Below are 24,542 nucleotides of genomic sequence, written 5' to 3'. Positions count from 1 at the left end.
CGGAACGAGCCAAACTATGTGCGGAAGCATCTCCATGCTCTCTTCCACTGCGAAGAGGTTCCAATGGGGTTGTTGAAAATGTGTCATTTATTAGAATCTAAGTTGGATTTCAAACGTAAGTAGAGAAAGATACTCTTTTTCAAAAGACAAACTTGCGCTGCTGGGATGTTTTAAGCATTTTAGCTACGGTATGTGCGGAAGGCCGTTCAAGGATCAGATAAAAAAAGCAGACCCCGACATTGGGATCTGCCTCGCATTCTATTTATAAGCAGGAATTTCTACGGTTAAATGATAGGAATCTAGCAAGCTATATAAATTATAAATCTGTTTGACTTGTTTTGCTGCCCAGCCGATATCGGTTGCGTACTGGTGGGTGGCATAGCCATATTTTGCTGCACCTGCTGGATTCCATCTCATTTTATAGAGGGTGTCTTGCCCAGCTGAAATATATCCATTGGCAATAAATTTGGCACCGCCGATGATGGCCGCTTCGGGAGTAAACCAGCCGGCATTATACGCATATTGGGCACCGCTGGTAAGTGCGGTTCCGTCATAGGCACCGATACCGTACATATTATAGACTGTTTTTCCATTCACCTCGACACCGGTTGCGAGTGGGGAGGTTCCTTTCCCTGTTTCCAGCAGTGCATGTGAAATAAGATAAATTTCATTTACGCCATACGTTTCTCCAGCTGTAATGAAGGTGGCGGCTTGGTTAGCTAGAATGCCTTTTCCTGCAAGAATTCGTTCATTTACTTCGGAAGCATTCAGGCTTGTCGGTTGAGAAAGCTTTACAAATTGAAACATATTAACGGAATCATTCGCAAAATTATCCGGGTTCAGATTATATTTCACATCGTCAGGGCTTGCATTGACCCATGATTTATTAATATTTACTTCGTACCAATTGTACCCGTCAGAACCCATTTTTTTTGATAGAATAGTCAATTCCTGGTGATCGTTGACAGTGGCGATTACCCAGTTTTCTGGGCCTGCTCCGCCTCTGACACGCCAGCCGATTCCATCAACCGTCCCTTTCGTAGAACTGATAACCGTTAACGCATCCTCACGTATGTACGTTTGATAGTTTTTATCCGTTTGCGCATCGGCGGCCATTTGGAAATCAACCATTTTATTAAGGGACAGATTATATGGTGTAACAATCTTATCAATCGTTTTATTTGAGCCGCTTGGCGTTTCCGCTGCCGTATCTGCTAAAAATGCCGAGCTGACATAACCGGTTTTCCCATTCGCTGTCACTCGTGCCCAGCCATTTTCTTCTGAGTAAACGGTCACTGCCGTATTATTGACAAGCTGTGTCACAACAGAACCAGACGTGGAAGCTTCCGAACGCATATTTAAACTAGACCCATCGCTTACTTTTACAAACTTAATGATGGTCGTTTCTTCAGGTTCAGAAATTGGTGTCTTTGGTTTGTCCGCAGATAAAAAGGATGAATTAACATAGCCTTCTCCGCCATATACTTTAATTTTTGTCCATCCCCCAGACTCTGAAATAACCGTCGTCTCAGCGCCTCTTGTTAATTTTAAAATGACTGCCGCACTATCTGATGGTTGTTTTCGAAGATTAAGGGAGCTCCCTACGCTGACATTAACATATTTGATCACTGGTTTAACTTCTGAAGGTGTTGCAGCCACAGGCTTCGTCGTTGAGAGATATTGTGAGCTGACATAGCCGGTTTTGCCGTTAGAGGTAATTTTTGCCCAGCCTTTGGATTCGGAAGAAACAGTAACCTTTGTACCTTTAGCAAGCTTAGCCAAAACGGCTGCACTTGTGGAGGCGGATTTTCGCATCGCTAGCGTACCAGAGCTGACATTAACATATTTCGTCGTTGTTTTAACGACTGCCACTGGATTCTTTGTGGAGAGATATTGTGAACTGACATAGCCGGTTTTGCCGTTAGAGGTAATTTTTGCCCAGCCTTTGGATTCGGAAGAAACAGAAACCTTTGTGCCTTTGGCAAGTTTAGCCACAACGGAGGCAGTAGCCGATCCGCTTTTCCGCATGTTAAGTGTGCCTGAGCTCGTGTTGACATATTTGGTTGTTATTTTGGCTGCAACGGTTGCCTTCACCGGATTGGTAGTCGAAAGATATTGTGAACTGACATAGCCAGTTTTGCCGTTGGCGGTGACTTTTGCCCAGCCTTTCGATTCGGAAGAAACGGAAACCTTTGTGCCTTTGGCAAGCTTAGTCACAACGGCTGCACTGGGTGACCCGCTTTTTCGCATATTGAGTGTGCCTGAGCTCGTGTTGACATTATTTGGTTGTTGTTTTGGCTGCTGCGGTTGCTTTCACCGGATTCTTTGACGAAAGATATTGTGAGCTGACATAGCCGGTTTTGCCGTTGGCGGTAATTTTTGCCCAGCCTTTCGATTCGGAAGAAACGGAAACCTTTGTGCCTTTGGTCAATTTGGCCACAACGGAGGCAGTAGACGATCCACTTTTCCGCATATTAAGCGTGCCGGAACTGACATTCACATACTGCGTTTTTTCAATAGTAACTTGTGCGGCTGAAACAGGTGCCGCAGAAAGCTGAGCTTCTATAGCTATAGTACTCATCACTGCAAAACAAAAAACTGGAATAACTATTTTTCTCATTTTATTCTCCCTAGTAAAGTTATATTTTTATGTATAGAACTATATTGAAATAGGTGTTAATAACTACTAGTTCGGAATAAAATAATATATATTAATATTTTTAGTGGATTAGTCATCGTTTTTAATCTAATGGTAAAATAATTAATATAAATGTAATCTTAATTAAATATAAAATCCATTTAAAGGATTTTATGTATATTGATATAACTAATAAAAGCTGATGTAGCAAAAGATGAGTTTAATATTGTTTAAAGTGTAGCCGTGGAAGAGAAAATTGTGTATGTTGGAAGAGATGGCAATGAAAAAGCGGTATAAATGATTGTCTTTTTCTTTTAGGAAGCTTAAAATGAACTATTATGCATTTATTATGAGGAAGGACTTATTTAACAGTCACTTTTAAAAACAAATCCTCAACTGGGAGCTTACAAAAAATGAATGAATTAATTTATAACGATTTACTAGCTATTTTAAAAACAAATCATGTGAAAATGAACGAACCATTAAGTAACTATACATTTACCAAAACAGGCGGCAAAGCGGATATCTTAGTTCTTCCGACTAGTTATCTAGAAGTTCGCGATACGTACAACTATGCGTTGACGCATCAGATTCCTATTACGGTGCTCGGAAATGGATCGAACTTGATCATACGAGATGGCGGGATTCGCGGGATTGTTATGGTCCTTGTTCAAATGAAAGAGGTTGAATGTAAAGGAAATCAAATTATTGCTCAAAGTGGTGCGACGATTATTGAAACGTCACGTTTTGCGTTGGAAAAACGATTATCAGGCCTTGAATTCGCTTGTGGAATTCCAGGTACGGTCGGCGGAGCACTCTATATGAATGCGGGCGCATATGGCGGAGAAATTTCTGATGTGTTGAAAGAGGCGCTTGTCCTCACTTCTGAGGGAGAGTTGAAAACCTTCGCAGCCGAGGAATTAGAGTTAAGCTACCGTAGCAGCCGCTTTTCAAAAGAACATTTATTAATCCTAGAGGCAACCTTCGAATTAACGCCAGCGAATGTTGATGAAATAAAAGCGAAAATGGACGAACTCACTTTCCTTAGGGAATCCAAACAGCCGCTTGAGTTTCCGTCATGTGGAAGCGTGTTTAAACGCCCGCCAGGTTATTTCGCAGGTAAATTAATTCAAGATAGCGGATTACAAGGAAAGCAAATCGGAGGAGCTCAGGTTTCGACGAAGCATGCAGGCTTTATCGTAAACGTCGATGGTGCCACTGCCACCGATTATCTAGAACTAATTGAACACGTACAAAAAACGGTGAAAGCGAACTTCGGTGTAGACCTAGAAACAGAAGTAAAAATTATCGGTGAAGATTAATGATTTCAAAAAGACTTTCTCATTGAGAAGGTCTTTTTTTTATTGTATAAAAAGGATTTATTACCCATTTTATGGTACGTTAGAAGCGTGGGGAGGGGATTATAAATGTATACGAGAATCGTTAAATATGGTTTTCTTTTATTGTTTTAATTTTGCTTATTATCCATCTCGCTGTCGGACTCAAACATGGGTTTTGGATCGTAATCGTTTTAGCTATTCTTCAAGCAGCAGCCTATACCATGGCTGAAAAGGCAGATCAGAGTAAAAAGTTAGGGGAGTAAATATGTATAATCACATAATTTGGGATTTTGATGGAACGCTTTTTGATACCTATCCAGTAATGGCAAATGTATTTAGGGAAGCGCTCAAAGAACAAAAAATAGAAGAGCCAGTAGAGGAAATCATCAAACAGCTGAGGGTATCTATTTCTACTGCATTGAAATACTATGAGGAAAAATATCAGATTACCAGCGAATTTATATCGAACTATCAAAAACGAAGAATAGAGGCTGAATTAGAATTATCCAGACCATTTGACGGGATTCAAGAGATTTGTAAATACATCCACTCAACAAATAGAAAAAATTATTTATTTACGCATCGAGGAGAATCCTCAATTATATTATTAAAAAAGTATGGTTTAGTGGATTACTTTACTGATTTCATAACATCTAAACAAGGATTTGAAAGAAAACCAAGTCCTTATGCGATTAACTACCTACTTAACAAACATAATATGATTCACTCAGAATCTATAATGATTGGTGATAGAGAGCTAGATTTATTATCAGGAAAGAACGCAAAGATAAGTGCCTGCTACTTTACCGAAGGAAACGATAATAATAACTATGCAGATTACACGATAAATGATTTCCAGCAACTATACACAATTATTTAAGCTAATTAGGATTTTGGAGGTAAGTTATTCACCATGTTAAGGATGGAAAAAAGATGATAATCACTCAACAATGGAATCAAAAAGATAGTGAATATATTCGGAAAAAGGTAATTGAACATAATCTTTCTAACCTGCCTGATGATGTGAAACATCCAGTTAAGAATATTAGCTTCATTCTAAGGGATGAAGAAGGAGAAATTTTAGGGGGAATAACAGGAACCGTTTTTTGGTGCCACTTACATATTGATTTCTTATGGGTCGATAAGTCACTGAGGGGTAAAGGATATGGGAAAGAGTTATTACTAAAAATAGAGGATTTTGCAAAAGAAAATAAATGCAACCTAATTCAACTCGATACATTTAGCTTCCAAGCTCCTGCCTTTTATCAAAAGTATGGTTACGAAGTAGTTGGTGTGGTAGATGAACATCCAATTAAAGAAAGTCAGCAGTTTTACCTGAAAAAGAAATTGGGTTATTAACAACAAAAACTCTGATTATAGCAAGGAGTGACCTCAAATGGGGATATACCCGGATTGCCCAGTTATTAATAGAAAAATAGAGGTTGGCGGTCTATCGAACTTGCAGCTTATACACAAATTAAAACAACATTCTGTTTTGATGAATGAGCTTGGAGAGAGACTTTTATCTGATGATAGATTTCCTACTTCTAACACAAAGTACAGCGTAAACACTGTTGAACTTACCGTTGGGGATCTTGCGTTTCCTGATGGAGCTGCTTTACCGCAGATTTTTGAGCGAGCCAGTGAACTTGGCTTGGAAGCTTGCCCGCTAGAGTTGGGACCTCATCTGAGAATACAGTATCTAGATCAGCCAGAAGGTAATACGAAAAATCTTTCACAGCAGCATCAAGCTCCATTAGGCTCCATCACCATAGCCTCGACGATAATAAGTGAAGACGATAATTTTCCAAAAGGATTTTACCTTAGAAAAATTAACGGGAAGTTGTGGCTGCGTGGATACACGGCTGATTACCTGCATGTTTGGAATCCTGATGATCATTTTATATTTAGAGCATTTCCCTGAATGGAGGAATGCTTTTTTTGTCTAAAAATAAATGGACATTTCTATTAACAATAAAGATATAATTAGAATCAATAATCATTTATTATGAAACAATAAAATGAGGTGATTTTTATGAAACGAAGTTCAACACTCTTTTTGAAGGCAGCTGTCATTTTTATAGGGATTCCAGTTCTTGCATTGTGTATCTTTTTGTTGCCTCAGATAGTGAATGAAGCAAATGAGGTAGCCGAAAAAGGTTCGGACTTAGCTTATGTGGTATATGGAATAGTAACGGTTATGTATATTACGGTGATCCCATTTTACTTCGCTTTGTATCAATCTTTTACCCTTTTAAGTTATATTGACAGAAACCAAGCTTTCTCGGAATTATCTGTACGGGCTTTAAAGAAAATCAAAAACTGTGCCCTCACAATCAGTGGATTCTACGTGATCGTTCTCCCTTTTGTGTATATCCTAGCCGAGGTAGATGACGCACCGGGGCTCATCCTAGTTGGAATGGTCATGGTCTTTGCTCCCTTGGTGATTGCCGTCTTTGCAGCTGTTTTACAAAGACTTTTAAAAGAAGCCATAGATATAAAATCAGAGAACGACTTAATAGTCTGAGGTGACTAACATGGCAATAATAATCAATATTGATGTAATGTTGGCTAAAAGAAAAATGAGCGTAACAGAACTATCGGAGCGGGTGGGGATAACAATGGCTAACCTTTCTATACTGAAAAATGGAAAGGCAAAAGCGGTACGACTAACTACGTTAGAAGCCATTTGTAAGGCCTTAGATTGTCAGCCCGGAGACCTTCTAGAATACAAAAGTGACGAGGACATTTTAGAATAAACTTCTTCAAAAGAGAGAAGTTCTCAATTAACATAACCATACATTTCAATGACAAAAAGCAGTAGCTAAGATATTAGCTGCTGCTTTTTGTTTTCTTTAATTACTTCGTAAGAGTCCCTATGGTACCTACTAATTTTATGGTTCCTTTCTTGACATCTTCTATCAAATAAACTTTTGTCTCGTTTGAAAATGAGTCTGGAGCCATGAAAGAGTTACTCTCTGATATTTCTTTTTTGGCTACAATAGAAAGTGGATCAAATATTGTATTTAAAATTAGATAAATGGATTCATCATCCACATAAGCTAAGAAATTATCAGGCTCTATACGATAGAATGCATTTTCTGATGTTGCCCGCAAAGTGATTCCCGTATCCGCATCGTTTTGGCTAACGCTTGAAAGTTTGATATTAGAAATTTCGATTTCATTTAGAGGGATTTCTAAACCCGTTTGATAGCTCTTTTCGAGCATGAACAGATAGCCTGCTGTACTAATAATGACAATGACTAATAAAGAAATTATAAGTTTGAATTCTTTTTTTCTGTTTCGTATCTAATGAAAGTTGTTTAACCATTTTAGCATCCTCTCGTAATAGAATATCAAGAGAAACATCATACAAATCACTAATAGCCACTAAGTTATCTAAATCAGGATAACTTCTTCCCACTTCCCAACTAGAAATAGTGGATCGAGAAAGATTTAGTAAATTTGCAACATTTTCTTGAGTAAGCTTTTTTTCTAATCTAGCTTTTTTTAACTTTGAACCAATCTCCATCATGTTTTCTCCTTTCGAATATATTATCTATAGTTTTTCTACGTAATCCTAGCCAAGATTGCTATCATTGGTATATAAGCGATGACAAGATTCTTGTCATCGCTTATATACCAACGTTTTAAACGTGTATGTTTGCACGCTGAGTTGACCGGAAAATGCAACAATAGGGAAGAAAACCACCCAAATTCACTTTCCAGTTAATTTATTTGAGAAAAATAATGATCCAAGATTAATCAGAAAAGTATTTTTTTACATTAAATTAATATACTTCATATATCTTGGTTTTACTAGAACTTAAAAAACCGGCGCTTAATAGGCGCCGGTTTTTCGTTATTCTTGATCATTTTTGTAATAGGGGTTTAGATGAATTAATACTTCTGATATATTATCGTGCTTTGATTTTAATTGATTGCGGATATCCCGTGTGAGGTCATGTCCTTCTTGAATATTTTTAAAATAGTCAATACTGATTCTAATGTCGACTAACACATAGGCACCTAATTCTCTGGCTCGGATGCTGTCAATCCTTCGTACTTCTTCGAAACTGAGAACGACTTTCTCAAATTCCTGAAGGGTATCGCTATTCACATTTCGTTCTAGTAGGATATCAAACGACTCCATCAACATTTCTTTTGCTATTTTAAAAATGAGATAGGCGACAATGATTGTAGCTACTTTATCCGAATAAAGGAGAAATTGCAGGTCTAGTTTGTCTCCAACAATGGACAACACAACACCTAATGCTGCGGCAACGGATGCAAGAATATCCGCCTTATGATCGAGTGCAATGGCCTTAATCGCGTTACTCCGGTGTTCTTTTGATACAGCTAATGAGTAACGGTATAGCCAATGCTTAATGGCATATGAAAGCAAGGCCGTCCATAATGCGATTAAACCGGGCACTTTGACTGGATGGAAAAAGCCCGCTATGGCTTCATAAACTAAGTAAATGGACACTAATAATAATATTATTCCAATAGATGCAGAAACAAGAATTTCTGCTTTTCCATGGCCGTATGGATGTTCGTCATCAGCAGGTTTGCTGGCTATTTTTAATACTAATAAAACAATAACTGAGGCAAAAACATCTGCTGCGGAGTGAATACCATCAGCAAAAACGGCATCACTATCGCTAAAATAACCGACAAATAGTTTGCCTAACATTAATAGTACGTTAAAGGCAACGCTTATGACGGCTACCTTACGAACAACTGAATCTCTTGCAACCAACTTCATCACTCCAAAAAAATTCTAGCGTTTATATCGCTTGAACATCTTACCAATAAGTAATCGTGTAAGTCTATAGCAATCTTTTTACGTTATCCTATAAAAGTAATGTGGAACTAATAAAGTTTCTCTTGGGAAACAATTTGATACCTTTTCGAATCAATTCGTGGATAAGGAGATTTAGCAAGAAGCCTATATGTTATGTAACGGGAAGGTAATTGCAAAAAGTCCTGAATTTCAGAAATTGTTGGATTGCATTTTATTAGAATAGCAAAATCATGTAAGGTGAAAAGATGAGCATCTGTAGAAAAGTGATTACATTGAGGGCATGTCCAGCGAGAGCGTTCACGGAGCATGGGTAGAGCAAAGCAAGCAGGGCAAGTGACTCCCTTAAAAAAATCGAGTGTCGTTATCGAATATTTTTCACGGAGATTTGGGTAAGATGGAGTGTGCTGAGCGAGCAGCATTTTGGAGAGTTTTCTAATGTCTTTCGGTGGGAAATGTTCAGTTTTATATTTTGATTCGATTGTTTGTAACTTTGGAAAAAGGTTTTCTTTATGTAATACGATTTGTTTAGTATCAGAGTAACCGGGTGAACTTTCAAATGACAACAAGAATTTCAACGGGGACCTGTGGGGATTTATGATCTTTTAACCAGGTCAATAAAAGCATTTGCTGCCGTTTTACTTGGGAGATAGGGTCAGTGAATGATTTCTCGAGGTTATCTTTTGTTTGGATGAGTTGTGAAAATTCACGATCGAAGAATAGTGTACCTGCATAATTTTTGACTTCTAAAATAAGAAGATGGGTTGAGCAAACGAGCAGGATATCGATTTGAAAGTAATAGGGTTCAGTATTGGGGGTATACGGTAAGCGGAGATCATGAAAAATTGTATGCTTTTTTGAAGAAAGGGCACCTAAAAAGTAATCCAGCGATTGTTCACCTCGATAACCGGCTTTGGTAATTCGAAGTTCTTCCTTAATCTCGTCTATCCGTGGGTGTTTAGGTGAAAGACGACGCACGAGGGCTTCCAAAACTTGAATGGAAAGCGGCGGTTTAATGGGTTTGATAAACAAAGTATTCCTCCTTTATTATGATTCTATCTAAAAATTCTCCGGAATAAGTCGAAATTCCTGCATCGTGTGAAGATTTTTTAAGTACGAACGCTTTTTATGTGCGGATGAATCTCCATACTAAATGCGTCATTTACTAGAATCTAAGTTTGATTTCTAAAACATTCTAGAGAAAGATACCCATTTTAACAAAACAAAACGCTTTTAACTCTGGGCTGCTGGGATGTTTATCTCACTCGGAGACGCCTATGTGCGGAAATGCGGAGTTTTTGTGCGCTTGGGGTCAATTTGTGTGCGGAAAGTGGCAAAGAGTGTGCGCTTCAGCTGGTTTTATGTGCGGAAGCTTCTTGAGCCCTGACGTTTCAATGGGATTAAATCCAAACAAAAGGAAGCGCTCAATATGCGCTTCCTTGTTTGTGTTCTTTCTTTAGGATGTATAGGTAAAACAGTAGTGATAGGAAGACGGAGCCTGCGGCGGTCCAGTAGATGCTGGCATAGCCGTACATATAGGCGATTTGGCCGAATATGATGGCTCCGATTCCGACGCCGAGGTCGAAGAAGGAGAAGAAGGTGGCGTTGGCCATTCCTTTACGGTTGCGAGCCGCTTTTTCCATCGACCAAGCTTGTAGGGCTGGGCTGACTGATCCGAATCCAAATCCGTAACAGATTGCCGCGGTATAAAGGACGGTATTGCTTGGCAGCCAGGCAAGCAGCAACATGGCGATAATCATCAAAAAGACGGATGGAATAAAGACGAATTTATGTCCATGTTTATCGTAGAGTTTGCCTGCGAATAGACGAGTGGACATTAGTGACAGTGCATAAATCAGAAAGTACCACTGAATCCCAGATATGCCTTTTTGTGCTGCGTATAGCGGTAAAAAGGTCGCGATACCACCAAAGGTGACCGTGATAAATAATAACAATATCGACGGGGGTAAGGCTGTTTTTTCATAAAAATCAAATTTGATGGTCGTTGTTTTTACCGCACCCTTTTCAACTTCCGTGTAACGAAGTGTGGTTGCAATAAGGAAGGCAGCTAGACCTAACCCAGCAGAAATGAGAAAGAGAACTTTAAATGATACGACACCCACAAGCAGTAGTCCAAGTGATGGTCCCATGGCAAGTGCAAGGTTTCCGGAAAGGGAGTAATACCCCATTCCTTCACCACGCCTTTTTGCTGGTATCAGATCAGTAGCGATGGTCCCAGAGGCAGTGGACGAGAAACCCCAGCCTGCTCCTTGAACAATTCGCATCGCAAAGAGAAATGCCATGCTTCCCATAAAACCAAACGAGCCGACTGAGATGACATAGATGATAAGTCCGATTAGAAAGACGAAACGGCGTCCCTTGCTTTCAAGAAGTTTGCCGGCAAATGGTCTGAGCAGTAATGCAGAAAAGGTGAAGATCCCAACAACAACGCCGATTAGACGTTCGCTTCCACCTAAATGTGTGACAAAAAGCGGGATGGTCGGCAGGGTCATTTGAAAGCCTAAAAAAATGAAAAAGTTGGCCACACAAATTAAGACAAAATCCCGTGTCCATATTTTATCCGTGCTGAGAGGATTTGGTTTAGTTAGTGTACTCAAGTGTAAAATCCTCCTTGTATTTAGTCAAAATCTATTTTACAAGAAAAAAGTTGAATTTGCTATGGATTGAGAATATATATTTCGGATTACTAAATATTTTTGGCACAGCAAAAAGGAACAGCTCCAAATTTATGGGATGCTGTTCCTTTTTAGGCCCCATCAAGAGGGCTGTCTTCTTTGACATGTAAACTCTGCATGGACTTCTCACCTTTCAATTAAATAATCAAACAGTAAGAAGTTAAGCAAGCTGTTCTATTCTTGTTTTGCTGATTGCTTGTAAGATAAACATTTTTTCTTGTGGTGTAAGCATGATCCAACTACCGGCTTTAATTTTCAATATACCCACCCCTTCTTAAAAAATGATGAATCTATCAACAAAATCTGTCATAAATGGTAATTTAACTATGTAACTCTATAATACCGCCTTTTCTTCTATATTAAACTAATCAATTAACTACAAAATTCGTAGAGAAATGAGGAATTTGTCAAAGCAAGGTTCAAATTGCGTATCCCCTAAGAAAAATGATCACTTATATAGAAGAAAAAGACGAAATATAGCGTAATATTTCCTAGAAAATAAATGTTTTGGTCTTATTCAACTTCTAGCTGGGTTTTTAATTCATTTTGAACATTTTGCAGTTCTGTATTGTCAACAATTCCATAGTAGACGCCGTTTATTTTTTGCCCTGTTTCTTTAATCGTGCTTTGTACGATTGATTTGGTTGCAGAGCGGTAATTGGATTGGATGTCTACCATTTGGTCAAACTCAAGGTTGGTTTGTATATTTTTACTGAGCGCAGAAAGAATATCGCTGAAATTAGCGACAGATGAAATACTTGCGCCTTTCTGGAGGACGGCTTGAATGATCTGACGCTGACGTTCTTGTCGACCAAAATCACCGTTTGGATCGGAATGTCGTTCACGCGAATAGCTAAGTGCTTCTTTTCCATTTAACGTAAGCGTTCCAGCCGGGAATTTTTGATCTCCATTGGTAAAAGCAGCCGAATTCTCAACTGTCACACCGCCAACTGCATCGACAATATCTTTAAAGCTTTCCATATTTACCTTTACATAATAGTCAATAGGGATATCGAGAAAATGCTCAACCGTGTCCATTGACATTTCTGCACCACCAAAAGCCCAAGCGTGATTGATTTTATCAACGGTGCCTTTGCCAATAATATCTGTCCGTGTATCACGAGGGATACTGAGAAGTTTGGTTGTATTTAGATTCGGATTTACGGCCATGACGATCATGGTATCTGAGCGGCCGCGATCTCCTTCTCGTTCATCCACACCCAGCAATAGAACTGAAAATGGCTGCTGTTTTTGTAAGGAGACTGGTTCTACACGTTTTTCTGAAATTTCACGATTAATAGGAGTATGCATTGTGGCTACCGTACTTGTAAGAGAATGATAGACATAATAAGCTAAGCCGCCTGCAACAAGAATAAAAAATAAGACAACAAACCCAAAAAATTTGAGCCAAGGATGTTTCTTTTTTCGTTTATCCATTACGATCCCACTTTCTATTTATAATAACTTCATTATAAAGAACAAATTCGGAAAAAGATATGGAGTTTTACTGGATGGAATCCGAATTTGTTCTTTTTAGAATATTATTTAAAAAGGTATTGCACACTTTTATCGTTTTAGTGTACTATATCACTAGAACACTAATATTTGGAAGGGGTTGGCTGTATGAAGCCATTTTTGGGATTGATGAAGAAGGAGTGGAAACTAGGGAGGAAATCGCTGGTTTGGCTTTTGCTGCTGCAAATGGTTTTAGTATTGATAACGTACCTGCTGGGCAACCACTACCAGGTGCCTGGAATCATGTTTGTTGGGATTATTCCCTTACTGCTGATTCATATTTTAATGGTACCGGTCATGTTGCTGACACTTCTTAATGTCGAAGGGAAATCACAGCTCTGGCTTCATAATCCTCAATCGTCTATGCTTCTGCTCGGATCAAAGCTGCTAACTGGACTCGGACTGCATTTGATTTCCTTACTATTTTCAGCGGTGGTTCTCGTCTTCGCGCTTATGAATTCTTCTTCGATGCTATCAAACGAACAGATGCAGGGATATGGAATCTTTGAGTTAGGAACCGTTTTGGGCGTCATTACAATTTTTAGTTTATTTTTGGCTGTAGAATGCCTGCTGCTGTGGGTGATCTATCATGCTTTAGTGAAATTTCCTCAAATAAAAAATGTCCGTTGGCTGATTATTACTATATTATTTTTCGGTATTAATTTTTTATTAAACTTTTTCCAAGATACGGCTCTGTACCAAGCCTTAGATGAAATTGCCAGGGTGACTATTTTTCAATTTAATTCGTTTAGTGTAGATACGGATGAATTTTCGTTAGCAGGAGAAGTTATCGATTTTTCTCTGCTGACATTCTCAATCGATACTTTATTTGTTGTCGGCTTGTTTTATCTTGCTTGCTGGGTATTTGATAGAAAGCTTGAGGTGTAAAAATGCCAGATGAATTTCATGCATCAAAGCCGATTTATCTACAAGTAGTGGATCGTATTTACTTTTCCATTGTCCGTGGTGAAATTAAACATGGGGAAAAATTGCCGTCGGTTCGCGATATGGCGGTGCAAATGGGGGTTAATCCGAATACAATTCAACGGACTTATACGGAGATGGAGAGGGATGGAATGGTGGAAACGAAAAGGGGCCAGGGAACCTATGTAAAGAATGATCCAGCAGTGGTTGTTGAATTACGAAATAAAATCAAAACGGGAATCGTTGAAGAATTTGTGGAAAGTATGAATGAAATTGGTTTGACTAACGACGAAATGCTTGAGGGGCTGCAGCAGTTTTTTTCGAAACGAGAGGGTGAAGTGTAATGACAGTGGAGTTAAGGAATGTTAGTAAGAAATATGGTAGTCTGGCTGCTTTAACGGACGTGTCTATTACGTTTGAACCAGGGAAAATTTATGGTTTAATTGGTGAGAATGGGAGTGGAAAGTCGACAACCTTGAAGCTGATTGCTGGTCTCGTTAAACCTGATTCTGGGGAAGTCATGGTCATGCAGGAAAGCGTGACACGACGGATTGCGAAAAGCGTTTCGTATATGACGGAGCTTGATTTCTTTTATCCGATGTATACAGTTGATGAAATGCTTCATTATTATGAATCACAGTTTGCCGATTTTAACGCTGATAAAGCTGCTAAAATGCTCGAGATGATGAAGCTTGATCGTACGAAACGGATACAGGCATTATCAAAGGGATACCGCGGCCGTTTACGACTCGTTCTAGCGCTGGCCCGTGAGACTCCGGTCGTACTGCTTGATGAGCCGTTTTCCGGACTCGATCAAATGGTCCGTGAAGCCATTGTGAAAAGTTTACTTTCCTTTATCGATTACGAACACCAAATCGTCATTCTGACCACACACGAAATTGATGAAGTAGAGACGCTCCTCGATGAAGTCGCCATCATTAAGAATGGATCAATCATCGCAAAGGAACCTGTCGAAGTGATCCATGCCACTCAAGGTAAATCCATTATTGAATGGATGAAAAGCATCCTCCGCACAGGAGCCTAAAGACTAACACGCCGCATTATATCCGAAAAGGATCCGATGAGGCGTTTTTTTGTCGGCAGAGCGAGCAAATCAAATCAAAGATTTTTTAACACCCACACCAGCTGAGAATTCCCCATAGGCATATAACGATTTAATGAAAGAGTGGGTAAGTGCATATGCCATAAAGGATTAAGGCGCATATACATGCTGTATGGCTATCACTAAAGTACAAACAACTATGGGAGGCAAGTGCACTATGGCGGATACAATTAATTTGACATATCTAAATGATTTAGTTGGAAGAGTCGTGAAAATCAATAAGGCAGGTCCAGATTTAAAGACTGGAAAACTACTTCAAGTAAACGATGATTATCTTACGTTGCAAACAAAAGAACAGCAGGTGGTTTATTTTCAGTTGAAACATGTTAAGGCCGTGGTAGAAGATACAAAAGGGAATGTAAATCCAACTGATTACCCTGAACTAAGTTTTTATGAAGAAGATACGAAAACGATGGGGGATTTACTGGGGCAACTTCTTCTGGGGTCGGTCCAAATCAATGGTGGAGGTCCTGCATCACGTGTTGGAAGACTGCTAGCAGTAAATGATGAATTTTTGACATTGGAAACGAAAAAGGATGGTCTTGTGCTGTATCATCTTGACCATATTAAAAGTGTGAATGAAGTTGAACTAAAAGAAAAAGAAAACGAATCCGTATATGAGCTTGAACCAGCTTTTGCTGAAGCGGTCACTTTGCCTCAGTTATTTGCAGCGCTAAAACGCCAATGGGTCACCGTTAATAACGGACCGGATAAGGTTGAAGGTGTGCTATCAGAGTTTGATGATGAAACCCTTGTTATTGTTCACGATAAGGAAGTATATTATGTTTCTACATTCCATCTGCAATCAATCGTAGTTCCCATCCAAGGCAGAGAAGATGAAGTTTCTGAGGATGAGAACTCCGACAGCGACTCAACTAACTCCAACGAGAACTCTCAAAACAAGACAGAAAAGAGTTCTAATAGCCAAACTAGAAGAAACTCCAAAAGCAATGTGTACAGAAAAATTTTGATGGAGAGTATTGCACGATCACAAGCTGCTATTAATGATCGTAATTAAGGGAAACTTAGGTACAGCCAACCGCTGTACCTCTCCTTTTCGAAAAAATAGTACAGGCCATAAAAAGGGAGCTAAATTATGTTATCCACGTACTTAGAACAGTTCATTTCAATTCAACTTTCTGAAGAGATTGAAATCACTGGGGTTTTAAAGGATGCAAGTCCAGATATGATTATTCTATCCGAATGTGAGAGATACCGTTACATTCCAATTCGGCATATTCAACAGATTACTTTCCCTGACTGTCAGATGAAAACTGTCAAGCTTGGATACGGAAAAACGTCCTTTCGCAAATCATTAATGAGTGCAAAAGGACGCTGTGTTTACGTGCTTCTTGGAAAAAACACGGTGTTGAACGGCTATATTATGAGTATCATGACAAATTATATTGTCTTTTATTCTCCTATTTATAAAACCATATTCATCTCGATGGATCATGTGAAAAGCATGACTTTCGCTGAGATGGACGCTCCGTATGGACAAGTTACAAGAGATTTCCAGCCTTCTACACATGCACTGTCAAGAATGTTCGAGGAGCAGTTGCAAAAATTAATCGGAAAACTTGTGGTCTTTGACTTAGGTGACATTCCTCAGAAAACCGGCACATTATTGGGTGTAGAAGATGGTCTAGTCTGCTTTATGACTGCTAAAGGGGATGAAACTTTTTTGTCCATTAAACATATACGCCTATTTTTTACGCGTTAATTTTTCATAAACGGCGGCTAGAGCTTGTTCAAACTTCCCGCTTTTTTTCGGTTTATAGTATTGCTTTCCAAGGAGTTTGTTTGGCAGATATTGTTGTTCAACCCAGCCGTTATCAAAGTCGTGAGGATACAGGTAACCAATGCTTCGACCAAGTTCCTTCGCTCCCTGGTAATGACCATCTTTCAAATGATCGGGTACATCACCGCTGTGACCTGCCCGTATATCAGCTAGTGCAGCATCAATCGCTAGGTAAGCTGAGTTCGATTTTGGTGAAAGACAGAGCTCAACAACTGAATTGGCAAGCGGAATCCGTGCCTCAGGAAAACCGAGTCGTTCCGCAGCTTCAACGGCCGCAAGTGCGCGAGGACCAGCTTGAGGGTTGGCTAGACCGATATCTTCGTAAGCAATTACGACTAGCCGGCGGGCGATACTGACAAGATCACCGGCTTCGATCAGCCGTCCTAAATAATGAAGGGCTGCGTTGACATCACTGCCGCGAATTGATTTCTGCAGTGCAGAGAGGACGTCATAATGGGCGTCGCCATCTTTATCATGCGAAAAACTTTTTTTCTGAATGCATTCCGCAGCAATGTCAACATCAATGTGAATGGTCCCACTCTCGTCCGGCGTGGTCGAAATCACGGCGAGTTCAAGGGCATTAAGTGCACTGCGGACGTCACCGTTCGAGGCGGTCGCTAAGTGTGCAAGTGCTTCGCTGCTCACGTCGGTTTGGTAGCTGCCAAGACCGCGATTGTCATCAATCAACGCTCGATTCAGTGCGGTTATGATGTCCGCTACTTCAAGCGACTTCAGCTCAAAAATTTGACAGCGACTGCGAATCGCTGGATTTATCGCATGAAAGGGATTACTCGTTGTCGCCCCGATTAAAGTAATCATCCCATTCTCCAGATACGGCAGCAGAAAATCCTGTTTTGCTTTATCAAGACGATGGACTTCATCCAACAGAAGAATGACTTTACCAGACATTTTCGCTTCAGCTGCTACGACTTCCATATCTTTTTTATTATTCGTGACTGCATTTAAGGTGCGAAAAGCAAACTGAGTGCTACCAGCAATCGCACTCGCAATCGACGTTTTCCCTACACCAGGCGGACCATATAAAATCATCGATGAAAGCTGCTTGGCCTTCACCATCCGTTCAATAATTTTTCCTTCGCCTACCAGATGCTGCTGGCCAATTACTTCCTCAATTGACCGCGGCCGCATCCGAAAAGCAAGCGGCTTAATACTCATCTTCCTCACCCCACCATACATACTCGTGTTATCGGAATTATAACGCTAAGTCGAAAAAAAGGCTAAGGATAGGGTGGGACCTTTTAATTTAATAGAAGGAGATAGGTTACGCTTGAATTAAGATTAGAAAATACACGAAGATCAGCAGGCTTTTGAATGAAAGATACTGAATATATTACTAACCAGTATTTCTTTTACAGGAGGCGTTAGATTGTGGATTTTCTAGGAAAATACAAAGAATTCCCTCAAACTCTTCAGATGTTAACTAAAATAGACCTAGAATTACAAAAGGAGGGAGTCAGCTTATTCGATCAATTATCACTTTTCTTACTAGATGATGATTATTCTTATGACGTCACTCCGTATGATGTCATTCCCTTTGCAAACATAGGTGCTGATGGGATCCATTATGGGTTCCTCACTGATTTTGGCAGGGTGAAGGATTTAGAAGAAGCTTTCATCGTTTGTATTAGCCCCATGAATTTCGGTAATCATGTGCAAATCATAGCTAGAAACATTAAAGAGTTTATAGACGTAGTCCTCACCCTGAATGATGCCTCGAGTATTGAGAACCTTCTAGATTATTCAACAAAAGAGGAATATCGTGATTTTTTAGATTGGATGGCTAAAGATGCAGCGATGAACCCAGAGTTCACTGAACAAAGCCCCTTTATTTGCGAAAGGATTCAACAGAAACTCAACCGAAAACCGATTGACGATTTATATGAATATGTAGAAGTGATTGTACCTGAGCAAAGAAAAAAATTGGCGCCCATTAATACTTTTGATACTTTAGGCGTTGTAAGTAATCATGCAGGACACAACCAAGAAATATTTCCGATGAATAGTGATTCAATCATCAATTTAAAAGAACTCAAGAGTTTTTTTAAGCGGAATGAAAATGAAACCAAATTAGCGACTATACGAAACTTGCAATTTTTTTACCTCATACAGGATGATGATGAATTGAAGGGAATTGTGAAAGCTGAAATGCAGAAGATGGGTTTGATAGACGAAGTGAACAGAATGGAATTGTAAAAGTTTCAACTATCCAAGAGTACAATTCAAGTAGGTATTTTTTTATGTGCAAGTACTTTTTAAATCCCTATCGACATAGTAAGGATAGGTAAATGCAATTGTACTTGGAATATGCTATAATTTTTAGAGCCTATTAATAGATAAGATGAGATAAAACAGATAGATAAAGACACCGTATTGTCAGGTGAAACTGTGAAAAGATAGAGGTGTTAAGAGTGAAAATATCAACTAAAGGCCGTTACGGCTTAACGATTATGATCGACTTAGCGAAGAATTATGGTGACGGACAAAGTCCAACATCCTTAAAATCAATTGCGAAGAATAATGATTTATCTGAACACTATTTAGAGCAGCTGATTGCTCCGCTTCGAAATGCTGGTTTAGTCCGGAGTATTCGAGGTGCGTATGGTGGATATATTCTTGGGAGAGAGCCTGGACAAATTACCTCTGGTGATGTGATTCGTGTGCTTGAAGGACCTATTTCACCGGTGGAGGGAATTGAGGATGAAGAGCCAGTGAAGCGTCAGCTTTGGATTCGTATTCGTGATGCGGTCAAAGGTGTGCTTGATAATACAACCATCGAGGACCTTGCTAATTATAAAGATGAAGGCGAACAAGATTCGTATATGTTTTATATTTAAATGGAGGCGACGTGGAAGTGGAACGATTTTATTTAGACCATGCCGCAACATCGCCCATGCATCCGTCCGTCATTGACAGGATGATGAGTGTGATGGCGGCGAATTTCGGTAATCCGTCAAGCATCCATTCATTTGGCCGGGAGGCACGTCATAGTTTGGATGAAGCTCGAGTGGAGATTGCTGCAAGTATCGGCGCGAACCGCCAAGAGATTGTATTTACGAGCGGCGGGACGGAAGCTGATAATACGGCCATGATTGGTGTTGCTCATTCGTATCAGCATCGCGGCAAGCATATTATTACAACAGAAATTGAACATCATGCGATACTTCACCCGGCCCAATTCCTTGAAAAAGAAGGCTTTGAGGTGACGTATTTACCAGTCGATAAACAAGGACTGATTTCCTTAGCTGACCTTAAACAGGCATTGCGCGAGGATACGATACTTGTTTCAATCATGTTTGGGAACAATGAAGTAGGAACGATTCAGCCAATCGCTGAGATCGGCAGCATCCTGCAAAACCATCCTGCTTTTTTCCATACCGATGCCGTACAGGCTTACGGTGTAGTCAAAATTAATGTCAATGAGTTGGGAATTGATTTACTGTCGGTTTCAGCCCATAAAATCAATGGGCCCAAGGGAATCGGCTTTTTATATATCCGCGATGGCATTAAGCACAAGCCTCATCAGCTTGGCGGTGATCAAGAGCGAAAACGTCGTGCGGGAACAGAAAGCGTGCCGGCAATCGCTGGTTTTGCTGAGGCAGTCAAAATTGCACAGCAGAGCCTATTGGAAAAAAATGCTCGGTATGAGTCATTTAAACACTTGATGATTGATGTGTTTAATCAAGCAGGAATTGCCTATTCAATAAATGGTTCACCTGAGCATACACTGCCACATGTGTTTAATATTAGTTTTCCGGGAACGAATGTGGAGTCGATGCTTGTTAATCTAGACCTTGCAGGAATTGCTGTTTCAAGCGGATCTGCTTGTACAGCGGGTTCGATTGAGCCATCGCATGTCCTTGTAGCGATGTTTGGCAAGAATGATGAACGGACAAAAAATTCGATTCGATTTAGTTTCGGTTTTAATACCACTGAGCAGGAAATTAGCCAAGCAGCGGAAGAAACAGTTACAATCATCAACAGATTGGTCAAATAAAGAGTTAAAAGGAGTTTCATTATGAATAAAGCACCAAAGGACACTCGTGTCGTTGTTGGGATGTCAGGAGGCGTTGATTCGTCAGTTGCAGCCTTGCTTTTGAAGGAACAAGGCTACGATGTAGTCGGGATCTTCATGAAGAACTGGGATGATACTGATGAAAATGGTGTCTGTACCGCGACAGAAGATTACAATGATGTTATTGCTGTATGTAACCAAATTGGAATCCCATATTATGCTGTAAACTTTGAAAAGCAATATTGGGACAAGGTGTTTACGTACTTCTTAGATGAATATAAAGCGGGCCGGACGCCGAATCCGGACGTTATGTGTAACAAAGAAATTAAATTTAAGGCGTTTCTTGAGCATGCAGTGAGCCTTGGAGCCGATTATTTGGCTACTGGTCATTATGCGCGCGTTGAGTTCCGTGATGGTGATTACAAAATGCTTCGCGGAATTGATGAGAATAAGGATCAATCGTATTTCCTTAATCAACTTACGCAAGAACAGCTTTCAAAAGTAATGTTCCCACTTGGCGGCATTGCAAAGCCTGAGGTTCGGAAAATTGCCCAAGAAGCTGGACTTGCAACGGCTGCTAAAAAGGATTCAACCGGAATCTGTTTTATCGGCGAACGTAATTTCAAAGAGTTCCTCGGACAATACCTGCCGGCACAGCCTGGTAATATGGAAACATTCGATGGAAAAGTAATGGGAAAACATTACGGCTTGATGAACCATACAATCGGCCAGCGCCACGGTCTTGGAATCGGCGGCAGCGGTGAACCTTGGTTTGCAATTGGTAAGAATCTGAAGGACAATATTTTGTATGTAGGCCAAGGCTTTCACCACGAAAAATTATACTCAGACTCCCTTACAGCCGTGAACGTCAGCTGGGTCGCAAACCATGAACCAGCGGCAGAATTCAAATGCACAGCAAAATTCCGCTACCGTCAACCGGACAGCGGCGTAACTGTAAAAATGCTTGAAAACGGTGACGCAAAAGTCATCTTTGACGAGCCAGTTCGTGCCATCACCCCAGGCCAAGCAGTCGTCTTCTACGACGGCGAAATCTGTCTCGGCGGCGGAACTATCGATGAAGTCTTCAAAAATGACCAAAAACTAACCTATGTAGGTTAATAAGAGAAAATCCCCAGCTGAAGATCGCTGGGGATTTTTTTGATTTTCAGCGGGTTACTAGGTCGTATGGAAGAATGAATACGAGTTCAGGGAGAATGATTGACAATTTGGGCAGAATCAATGTGAGTTGAGGAAGAATGAATCCGAGTTCGGGGAGAATCAGCCAGTAGAGAATGCAGTAAAGGAGACTGAATAAGGGCAAGTTACTCGTTTTTTGTTTACGGGGATGTCCAAAAAGAGTATCAAAAGGTCGTAGGGAAGAATGAACCCGAGTTCGGGGAGAGTGATTGACAGTTTGGGCAGAATCAATGTGAGTTGAGGAAGAATGAATCCGAGTTCGGGGAGAATCAACCAGTAGAAAATGCAGGCAATGAGACTGAATAAGGACAAGTTACTCGTTTTTACGCTGTTTTGTTCACGGGGTTATCCAGAAAGAGTATCAATGGGTCGTAGGGAAGAATGAACTCGAGTTCGATGAGAATGATTAGCAGTTCGGGCATAATCATTGCGAGTTGAGGCACAATTAATTGGAGTTCGGGAAGAATCAACCAGTAGAGAAAGCAGGTATTGCAGCTGGAGCGGATGTAGTAACGAGAAAAAACCCTCAAGACTAGCTCTTGAGGATTTCTTGATTTTTTTATCCCATCAGGTTAGTGACAAAATAGAGAAAGACGAAGGATCCTAGGCAGCTTATGCTAGTCACGAGTACTGAAATGGAGAGATAAGGGTTATAACCAGATTTCTTTCTCGAACGAGTTAAAAAAAGAATAGAAAGATATAAACTGATGCTGAAAAAGATAACCCATAGAATATTTAGTTTAAACGTATCATAATTGCTAAGAAAATTAGTTATGTAGAAAACATTACCTATGAGCAAAACAATTAAGAGAAATCTTCTCAAAACAACACCTCCTTCAAAAACTATTTTGTTATATTTTACCATAATATTTTGTTGTGTCATAAATATTTCTAAATGAAGACGTTTTGTGTCTTTAGCCTGTTAAATGGTATACTTTTCGTAGATACATCAAGTCTTAGCAATTATATGGAGTGTGAATAGAATGGACAAAAATCAACAAGGAATTCAGTTTATGCAAGAAGGTAAGTATGAAGATGCAGTCCGCGTTTTTTCGGAGGCAATCGAGGAAAATCCGAATGAACCGGTGGCTTACATAAATTTTGGAAATGTCTTGACTGCCGTGGGAGAAACTGATCGCGCGGTGTCTTTTTATCATAAAGCTCTTGAACTAGATGAAAAAGCCGGTGCCGCTTATTATTCACTGGGGAATTTATATTTCGATGGTGATAAATTTATTGAAGCAAAGGACATGTTTGAAAAAGCTATTCGTACAGGTCTTGAAACGTCAGATACCTTCTTTATGCTTGGTATGACGCTGCAGCAGTTAGATCAGGCGAAGCTTGCTATGCCATATTTGCAGAGGGCAGTCGAGTTAAATCCAGAAGATGTGGATGCGCGCTTCCAGTATGCCCTTTGTTTAGCGAATGCGGAATTGTATGAAGAGTTGATTAAGCAGTTAAATATCATCGTGGAGCAGGATCCTGGGCATGCCGATGCTTATTACAACCTCGGAGTTGCTTATGCTGGGTACAAGGAAGATGCCGACTTGGCAATAACGTATTTTGATAAAGCACTTGAGGCGCAGCCGGACCATATGCTTGCGGCGAATGGAAAGAAACTGATGGAAACTTTCAAAGCTGAAAATTAATTTCGAGCGGATGCAAAAAGGAGGGGAGTAAGATGGTGCAGGATTCGATGGATCTCTTTAGTGAGGAGAAGCCGTTTATGAAGGGGCGCCATTTGGTGACGATTTTTCATAATGAACAAAATATGTATTCCGTTGTTAGAATTCGGGTCGATGAGACGAATTTGAGCTATGAGGAAAAAGAAGCAGTCGTCACCGGCTACTTTCCGCGTATCCATGAGGATGAAACGTATACGTTTTACGGGAATATGAAAGAGCATGCGCGATTTGGACTTCAGTTTCATGTTGAGCATTTTCGAAAAGAAATGCCTCAGACGAAGGACGGAATTGTTAGTTATTTGTCGAGCGATTTATTTAAAGGCATCGGTAAAAAAACGGCTGAAAGCATTGTCGATACGCTTGGTGAGAACGCGATTTCAAGGATTCTTGCTCAGCCATCGCTGCTTGACAGCATTCCGAAACTTGCTGGTGAAAAAGCGAAGACGTTTTACGACACACTCGTTGAGCACCAAGGACTAGAGCAAGTAATGATTGCCCTGAATCAATACGGATTTGGTCCACAGTTGTCAATGAAAATCTATCAAACGTACAAACAAGAAACGATTAGTTTGTTACAAAAAAATCCCTATCAGCTTGTTGAGGATATTGAGGGCATTGGATTTGGACGTGCAGATGAACTAGGTTCTCAGCTTGGTTTAAACGGTAGTCATCCTGACCGAATTAAGGCGGCGTGTTTATATACGCTCGAGTCACAGTGCGCTCAAGAAGGCAATGTCTATCTTGAGGCGGAGCAGCTGCTGGAAAGTGTGAAAGCACTGCTTGAAG

26 protein-coding genes are annotated in these 24,542 nt (G+C 40.1%); 17 read left to right on the top strand and 9 right to left on the bottom strand.

Annotated features, from left to right (window positions below; translation table 11 throughout):
• Nucleotides 1-258 precede the first annotated feature (258 nt).
• Nucleotides 259-2,250, bottom strand: a complete 1,992-nt coding sequence (locus WYK_RS06650) for an SH3 domain-containing protein (protein ID WP_081704798.1) — start codon at nt 2,248-2,250, stop codon at nt 259-261.
• A gap of 28 nt (nt 2,251-2,278) precedes the next feature.
• Nucleotides 2,279-2,620, bottom strand: a complete 342-nt coding sequence (locus WYK_RS23260; protein ID WP_051387360.1) for an SH3 domain-containing protein — start codon at nt 2,618-2,620, stop codon at nt 2,279-2,281.
• A 431-nt stretch (nt 2,621-3,051) separates the two neighbouring features.
• On the opposite strand from WYK_RS23260, the gene murB reads away from it, so the two are divergent.
• From murB to WYK_RS06615, 6 genes are all read left to right on the top strand, one after another.
• Nucleotides 3,052-3,960 (top strand): UDP-N-acetylmuramate dehydrogenase, encoded by a 909-nt coding sequence (gene murB, locus WYK_RS06640; RefSeq protein WP_040373758.1) that lies wholly within the window; start codon nt 3,052-3,054, stop codon nt 3,958-3,960.
• A gap of 283 nt (nt 3,961-4,243) precedes the next feature.
• Nucleotides 4,244-4,858, top strand: coding sequence for an HAD-IA family hydrolase (locus tag WYK_RS06635; RefSeq protein ID WP_040373757.1), 615 nt, complete (start codon nt 4,244-4,246; stop codon nt 4,856-4,858).
• A 53-nt stretch (nt 4,859-4,911) separates the two neighbouring features.
• On the top strand, nt 4,912-5,337 hold the full coding sequence (locus WYK_RS06630) for a GNAT family N-acetyltransferase (RefSeq protein ID WP_040373756.1): 426 nt from the start codon (nt 4,912-4,914) through the stop codon (nt 5,335-5,337).
• A 37-nt stretch (nt 5,338-5,374) separates the two neighbouring features.
• Nucleotides 5,375-5,902: a hypothetical protein gene (locus tag WYK_RS06625; protein WP_040373755.1), complete on the top strand. Its 528-nt coding sequence runs from the start codon at nt 5,375-5,377 to the stop codon at nt 5,900-5,902.
• A 111-nt stretch (nt 5,903-6,013) separates the two neighbouring features.
• The gene (locus tag WYK_RS06620; RefSeq protein WP_040373754.1) at nt 6,014-6,505 is read left to right on the top strand and encodes a DUF2975 domain-containing protein; all 492 of its coding nucleotides are present in this window, start codon (nt 6,014-6,016) and stop codon (nt 6,503-6,505) included.
• Between the two features lie 10 nt (nt 6,506-6,515).
• Nucleotides 6,516-6,737, top strand: coding sequence for a helix-turn-helix domain-containing protein (locus WYK_RS06615; protein ID WP_040373753.1), 222 nt, complete (start codon nt 6,516-6,518; stop codon nt 6,735-6,737).
• Between the two features lie 100 nt (nt 6,738-6,837).
• Here the strand turns inward: WYK_RS06615 and WYK_RS23255 are convergent, their stop codons facing one another.
• The 6 genes from WYK_RS23255 to WYK_RS06590 all read right to left on the bottom strand — a co-directional run bounded on the left by WYK_RS23255 (nt 6,838) and on the right by WYK_RS06590 (nt 12,915).
• Nucleotides 6,838-7,206: a hypothetical protein gene (locus WYK_RS23255; RefSeq protein ID WP_051387359.1), complete on the bottom strand. Its 369-nt coding sequence runs from the start codon at nt 7,204-7,206 to the stop codon at nt 6,838-6,840.
• Between the two features lie 19 nt (nt 7,207-7,225).
• The gene (locus WYK_RS06610; protein WP_201769111.1) at nt 7,226-7,513 is read right to left on the bottom strand and encodes a helix-turn-helix domain-containing protein; all 288 of its coding nucleotides are present in this window, start codon (nt 7,511-7,513) and stop codon (nt 7,226-7,228) included.
• Nucleotides 7,514-7,840: 327 nt separating this feature from the next.
• The gene (locus WYK_RS06605) at nt 7,841-8,740 is read right to left on the bottom strand and encodes a cation diffusion facilitator family transporter (RefSeq protein ID WP_407951441.1); all 900 of its coding nucleotides are present in this window, start codon (nt 8,738-8,740) and stop codon (nt 7,841-7,843) included.
• Nucleotides 8,741-9,337: 597 nt separating this feature from the next.
• On the bottom strand, nt 9,338-9,814 hold the full coding sequence (locus WYK_RS06600) for a nuclease-related domain-containing protein (protein WP_040373751.1): 477 nt from the start codon (nt 9,812-9,814) through the stop codon (nt 9,338-9,340).
• A 392-nt stretch (nt 9,815-10,206) separates the two neighbouring features.
• The gene (locus tag WYK_RS06595) at nt 10,207-11,400 is read right to left on the bottom strand and encodes an MFS transporter (RefSeq protein WP_040373750.1); all 1,194 of its coding nucleotides are present in this window, start codon (nt 11,398-11,400) and stop codon (nt 10,207-10,209) included.
• 591 nt (nt 11,401-11,991) lie between these two features.
• On the bottom strand, nt 11,992-12,915 hold the full coding sequence (locus tag WYK_RS06590) for an LCP family glycopolymer transferase (RefSeq protein ID WP_040373749.1): 924 nt from the start codon (nt 12,913-12,915) through the stop codon (nt 11,992-11,994).
• A 186-nt stretch (nt 12,916-13,101) separates the two neighbouring features.
• Here WYK_RS06590 and WYK_RS06580 point away from each other — a divergent pair, with 186 nt between their 5' ends.
• The 5 genes from WYK_RS06580 to WYK_RS06560 all read left to right on the top strand — a co-directional run bounded on the left by WYK_RS06580 (nt 13,102) and on the right by WYK_RS06560 (nt 16,763).
• Nucleotides 13,102-13,881 (top strand): hypothetical protein, encoded by a 780-nt coding sequence (locus WYK_RS06580; protein ID WP_152526425.1) that lies wholly within the window; start codon nt 13,102-13,104, stop codon nt 13,879-13,881.
• Between the two features lie 2 nt (nt 13,882-13,883).
• Entirely contained in the window at nt 13,884-14,261 is a 378-nt protein-coding gene (locus WYK_RS06575) for a GntR family transcriptional regulator (protein ID WP_040373746.1), read from the top strand.
• Nucleotides 14,261-14,962, top strand: a complete 702-nt coding sequence (locus tag WYK_RS06570; RefSeq protein ID WP_040373745.1) for an ABC transporter ATP-binding protein — start codon at nt 14,261-14,263, stop codon at nt 14,960-14,962. The genes WYK_RS06575 and WYK_RS06570 overlap by 1 nt, the downstream gene beginning before the upstream one ends.
• A gap of 235 nt (nt 14,963-15,197) precedes the next feature.
• Nucleotides 15,198-16,058, top strand: a complete 861-nt coding sequence (locus WYK_RS06565) for a hypothetical protein (protein WP_040373744.1) — start codon at nt 15,198-15,200, stop codon at nt 16,056-16,058.
• A gap of 78 nt (nt 16,059-16,136) precedes the next feature.
• Nucleotides 16,137-16,763, top strand: coding sequence for a hypothetical protein (locus WYK_RS06560; protein ID WP_051387357.1), 627 nt, complete (start codon nt 16,137-16,139; stop codon nt 16,761-16,763).
• Here the strand turns inward: WYK_RS06560 and WYK_RS06555 are convergent.
• Nucleotides 16,746-18,017 carry a replication-associated recombination protein A gene (locus tag WYK_RS06555; RefSeq protein ID WP_040373743.1) on the bottom strand — a complete coding sequence of 424 codons (1,272 nt, stop codon included), beginning with the start codon at nt 18,015-18,017 and terminating at the stop codon, nt 16,746-16,748. The two genes, WYK_RS06560 and WYK_RS06555, sit on opposite strands and share 18 nt — an antisense overlap.
• Nucleotides 18,018-18,230: 213 nt before the next feature.
• Between WYK_RS06555 and WYK_RS23250 the strand changes: the two genes are divergently transcribed.
• From WYK_RS23250 to WYK_RS06525, 6 genes are all read left to right on the top strand, one after another.
• Entirely contained in the window at nt 18,231-19,055 is an 825-nt protein-coding gene (locus tag WYK_RS23250) for a hypothetical protein (protein WP_051387356.1), read from the top strand.
• A 215-nt stretch (nt 19,056-19,270) separates the two neighbouring features.
• Nucleotides 19,271-19,696, top strand: a complete 426-nt coding sequence (gene cymR, locus WYK_RS06545; protein ID WP_040373742.1) for a cysteine metabolism transcriptional regulator CymR — start codon at nt 19,271-19,273, stop codon at nt 19,694-19,696.
• A 17-nt stretch (nt 19,697-19,713) separates the two neighbouring features.
• Entirely contained in the window at nt 19,714-20,856 is a 1,143-nt protein-coding gene (locus WYK_RS06540) for a cysteine desulfurase family protein (RefSeq protein WP_040373806.1), read from the top strand.
• 21 nt (nt 20,857-20,877) lie between these two features.
• Nucleotides 20,878-21,993 (top strand): tRNA 2-thiouridine(34) synthase MnmA, encoded by a 1,116-nt coding sequence (mnmA, locus tag WYK_RS06535; protein ID WP_040373741.1) that lies wholly within the window; start codon nt 20,878-20,880, stop codon nt 21,991-21,993.
• A 1,061-nt stretch (nt 21,994-23,054) separates the two neighbouring features.
• Complete coding sequence (locus WYK_RS06530; protein WP_040373740.1) at nt 23,055-23,720, top strand: tetratricopeptide repeat protein; 666 nt, start codon at nt 23,055-23,057, stop codon at nt 23,718-23,720.
• A 32-nt stretch (nt 23,721-23,752) separates the two neighbouring features.
• The coding region (locus WYK_RS06525) for a helix-hairpin-helix domain-containing protein (RefSeq protein WP_040373739.1) at nt 23,753-24,542 on the top strand (790 nt) is incomplete at its 3' end.

Source organism: Peribacillus psychrosaccharolyticus ATCC 23296, from assembly GCF_000305495.1.
Taxonomy (GTDB): Bacteria; Bacillota; Bacilli; order Bacillales; family DSM-1321; genus Peribacillus; species Peribacillus psychrosaccharolyticus.
This window is presented reverse-complemented; position numbering and strand designations above follow the sequence as displayed.

Coding starts and splice junctions, on each gene's coding strand:
- WYK_RS06650 (WP_081704798.1), bottom strand. CDS start 2,250: ATGCGAAAAAGCGGGTCACCCAGTGCAGCCGTTGTGACTAAGCTTGCC.
- WYK_RS23260 (WP_051387360.1), bottom strand. CDS start 2,620: ATGAGAAAAATAGTTATTCCAGTTTTTTGTTTTGCAGTGATGAGTACT.
- murB (WP_040373758.1), top strand. CDS start 3,052: ATGAATGAATTAATTTATAACGATTTACTAGCTATTTTAAAAACAAAT.
- WYK_RS06635 (WP_040373757.1), top strand. CDS start 4,244: ATGTATAATCACATAATTTGGGATTTTGATGGAACGCTTTTTGATACC.
- WYK_RS06630 (WP_040373756.1), top strand. CDS start 4,912: ATGATAATCACTCAACAATGGAATCAAAAAGATAGTGAATATATTCGG.
- WYK_RS06625 (WP_040373755.1), top strand. CDS start 5,375: ATGGGGATATACCCGGATTGCCCAGTTATTAATAGAAAAATAGAGGTT.
- WYK_RS06620 (WP_040373754.1), top strand. CDS start 6,014: ATGAAACGAAGTTCAACACTCTTTTTGAAGGCAGCTGTCATTTTTATA.
- WYK_RS06615 (WP_040373753.1), top strand. CDS start 6,516: ATGGCAATAATAATCAATATTGATGTAATGTTGGCTAAAAGAAAAATG.
- WYK_RS23255 (WP_051387359.1), bottom strand. CDS start 7,206: ATGCTCGAAAAGAGCTATCAAACGGGTTTAGAAATCCCTCTAAATGAA.
- WYK_RS06610 (WP_201769111.1), bottom strand. CDS start 7,513: ATGATGGAGATTGGTTCAAAGTTAAAAAAAGCTAGATTAGAAAAAAAG.
- WYK_RS06590 (WP_040373749.1), bottom strand. CDS start 12,915: ATGGATAAACGAAAAAAGAAACATCCTTGGCTCAAATTTTTTGGGTTT.
- WYK_RS06580 (WP_152526425.1), top strand. CDS start 13,102: ATGAAGCCATTTTTGGGATTGATGAAGAAGGAGTGGAAACTAGGGAGG.
- WYK_RS06575 (WP_040373746.1), top strand. CDS start 13,884: ATGCCAGATGAATTTCATGCATCAAAGCCGATTTATCTACAAGTAGTG.
- WYK_RS06570 (WP_040373745.1), top strand. CDS start 14,261: ATGACAGTGGAGTTAAGGAATGTTAGTAAGAAATATGGTAGTCTGGCT.
- WYK_RS06565 (WP_040373744.1), top strand. CDS start 15,198: ATGGCGGATACAATTAATTTGACATATCTAAATGATTTAGTTGGAAGA.
- WYK_RS06560 (WP_051387357.1), top strand. CDS start 16,137: ATGTTATCCACGTACTTAGAACAGTTCATTTCAATTCAACTTTCTGAA.
- WYK_RS06555 (WP_040373743.1), bottom strand. CDS start 18,017: ATGAGTATTAAGCCGCTTGCTTTTCGGATGCGGCCGCGGTCAATTGAG.
- mnmA (WP_040373741.1), top strand. CDS start 20,878: ATGAATAAAGCACCAAAGGACACTCGTGTCGTTGTTGGGATGTCAGGA.
- WYK_RS06530 (WP_040373740.1), top strand. CDS start 23,055: ATGGACAAAAATCAACAAGGAATTCAGTTTATGCAAGAAGGTAAGTAT.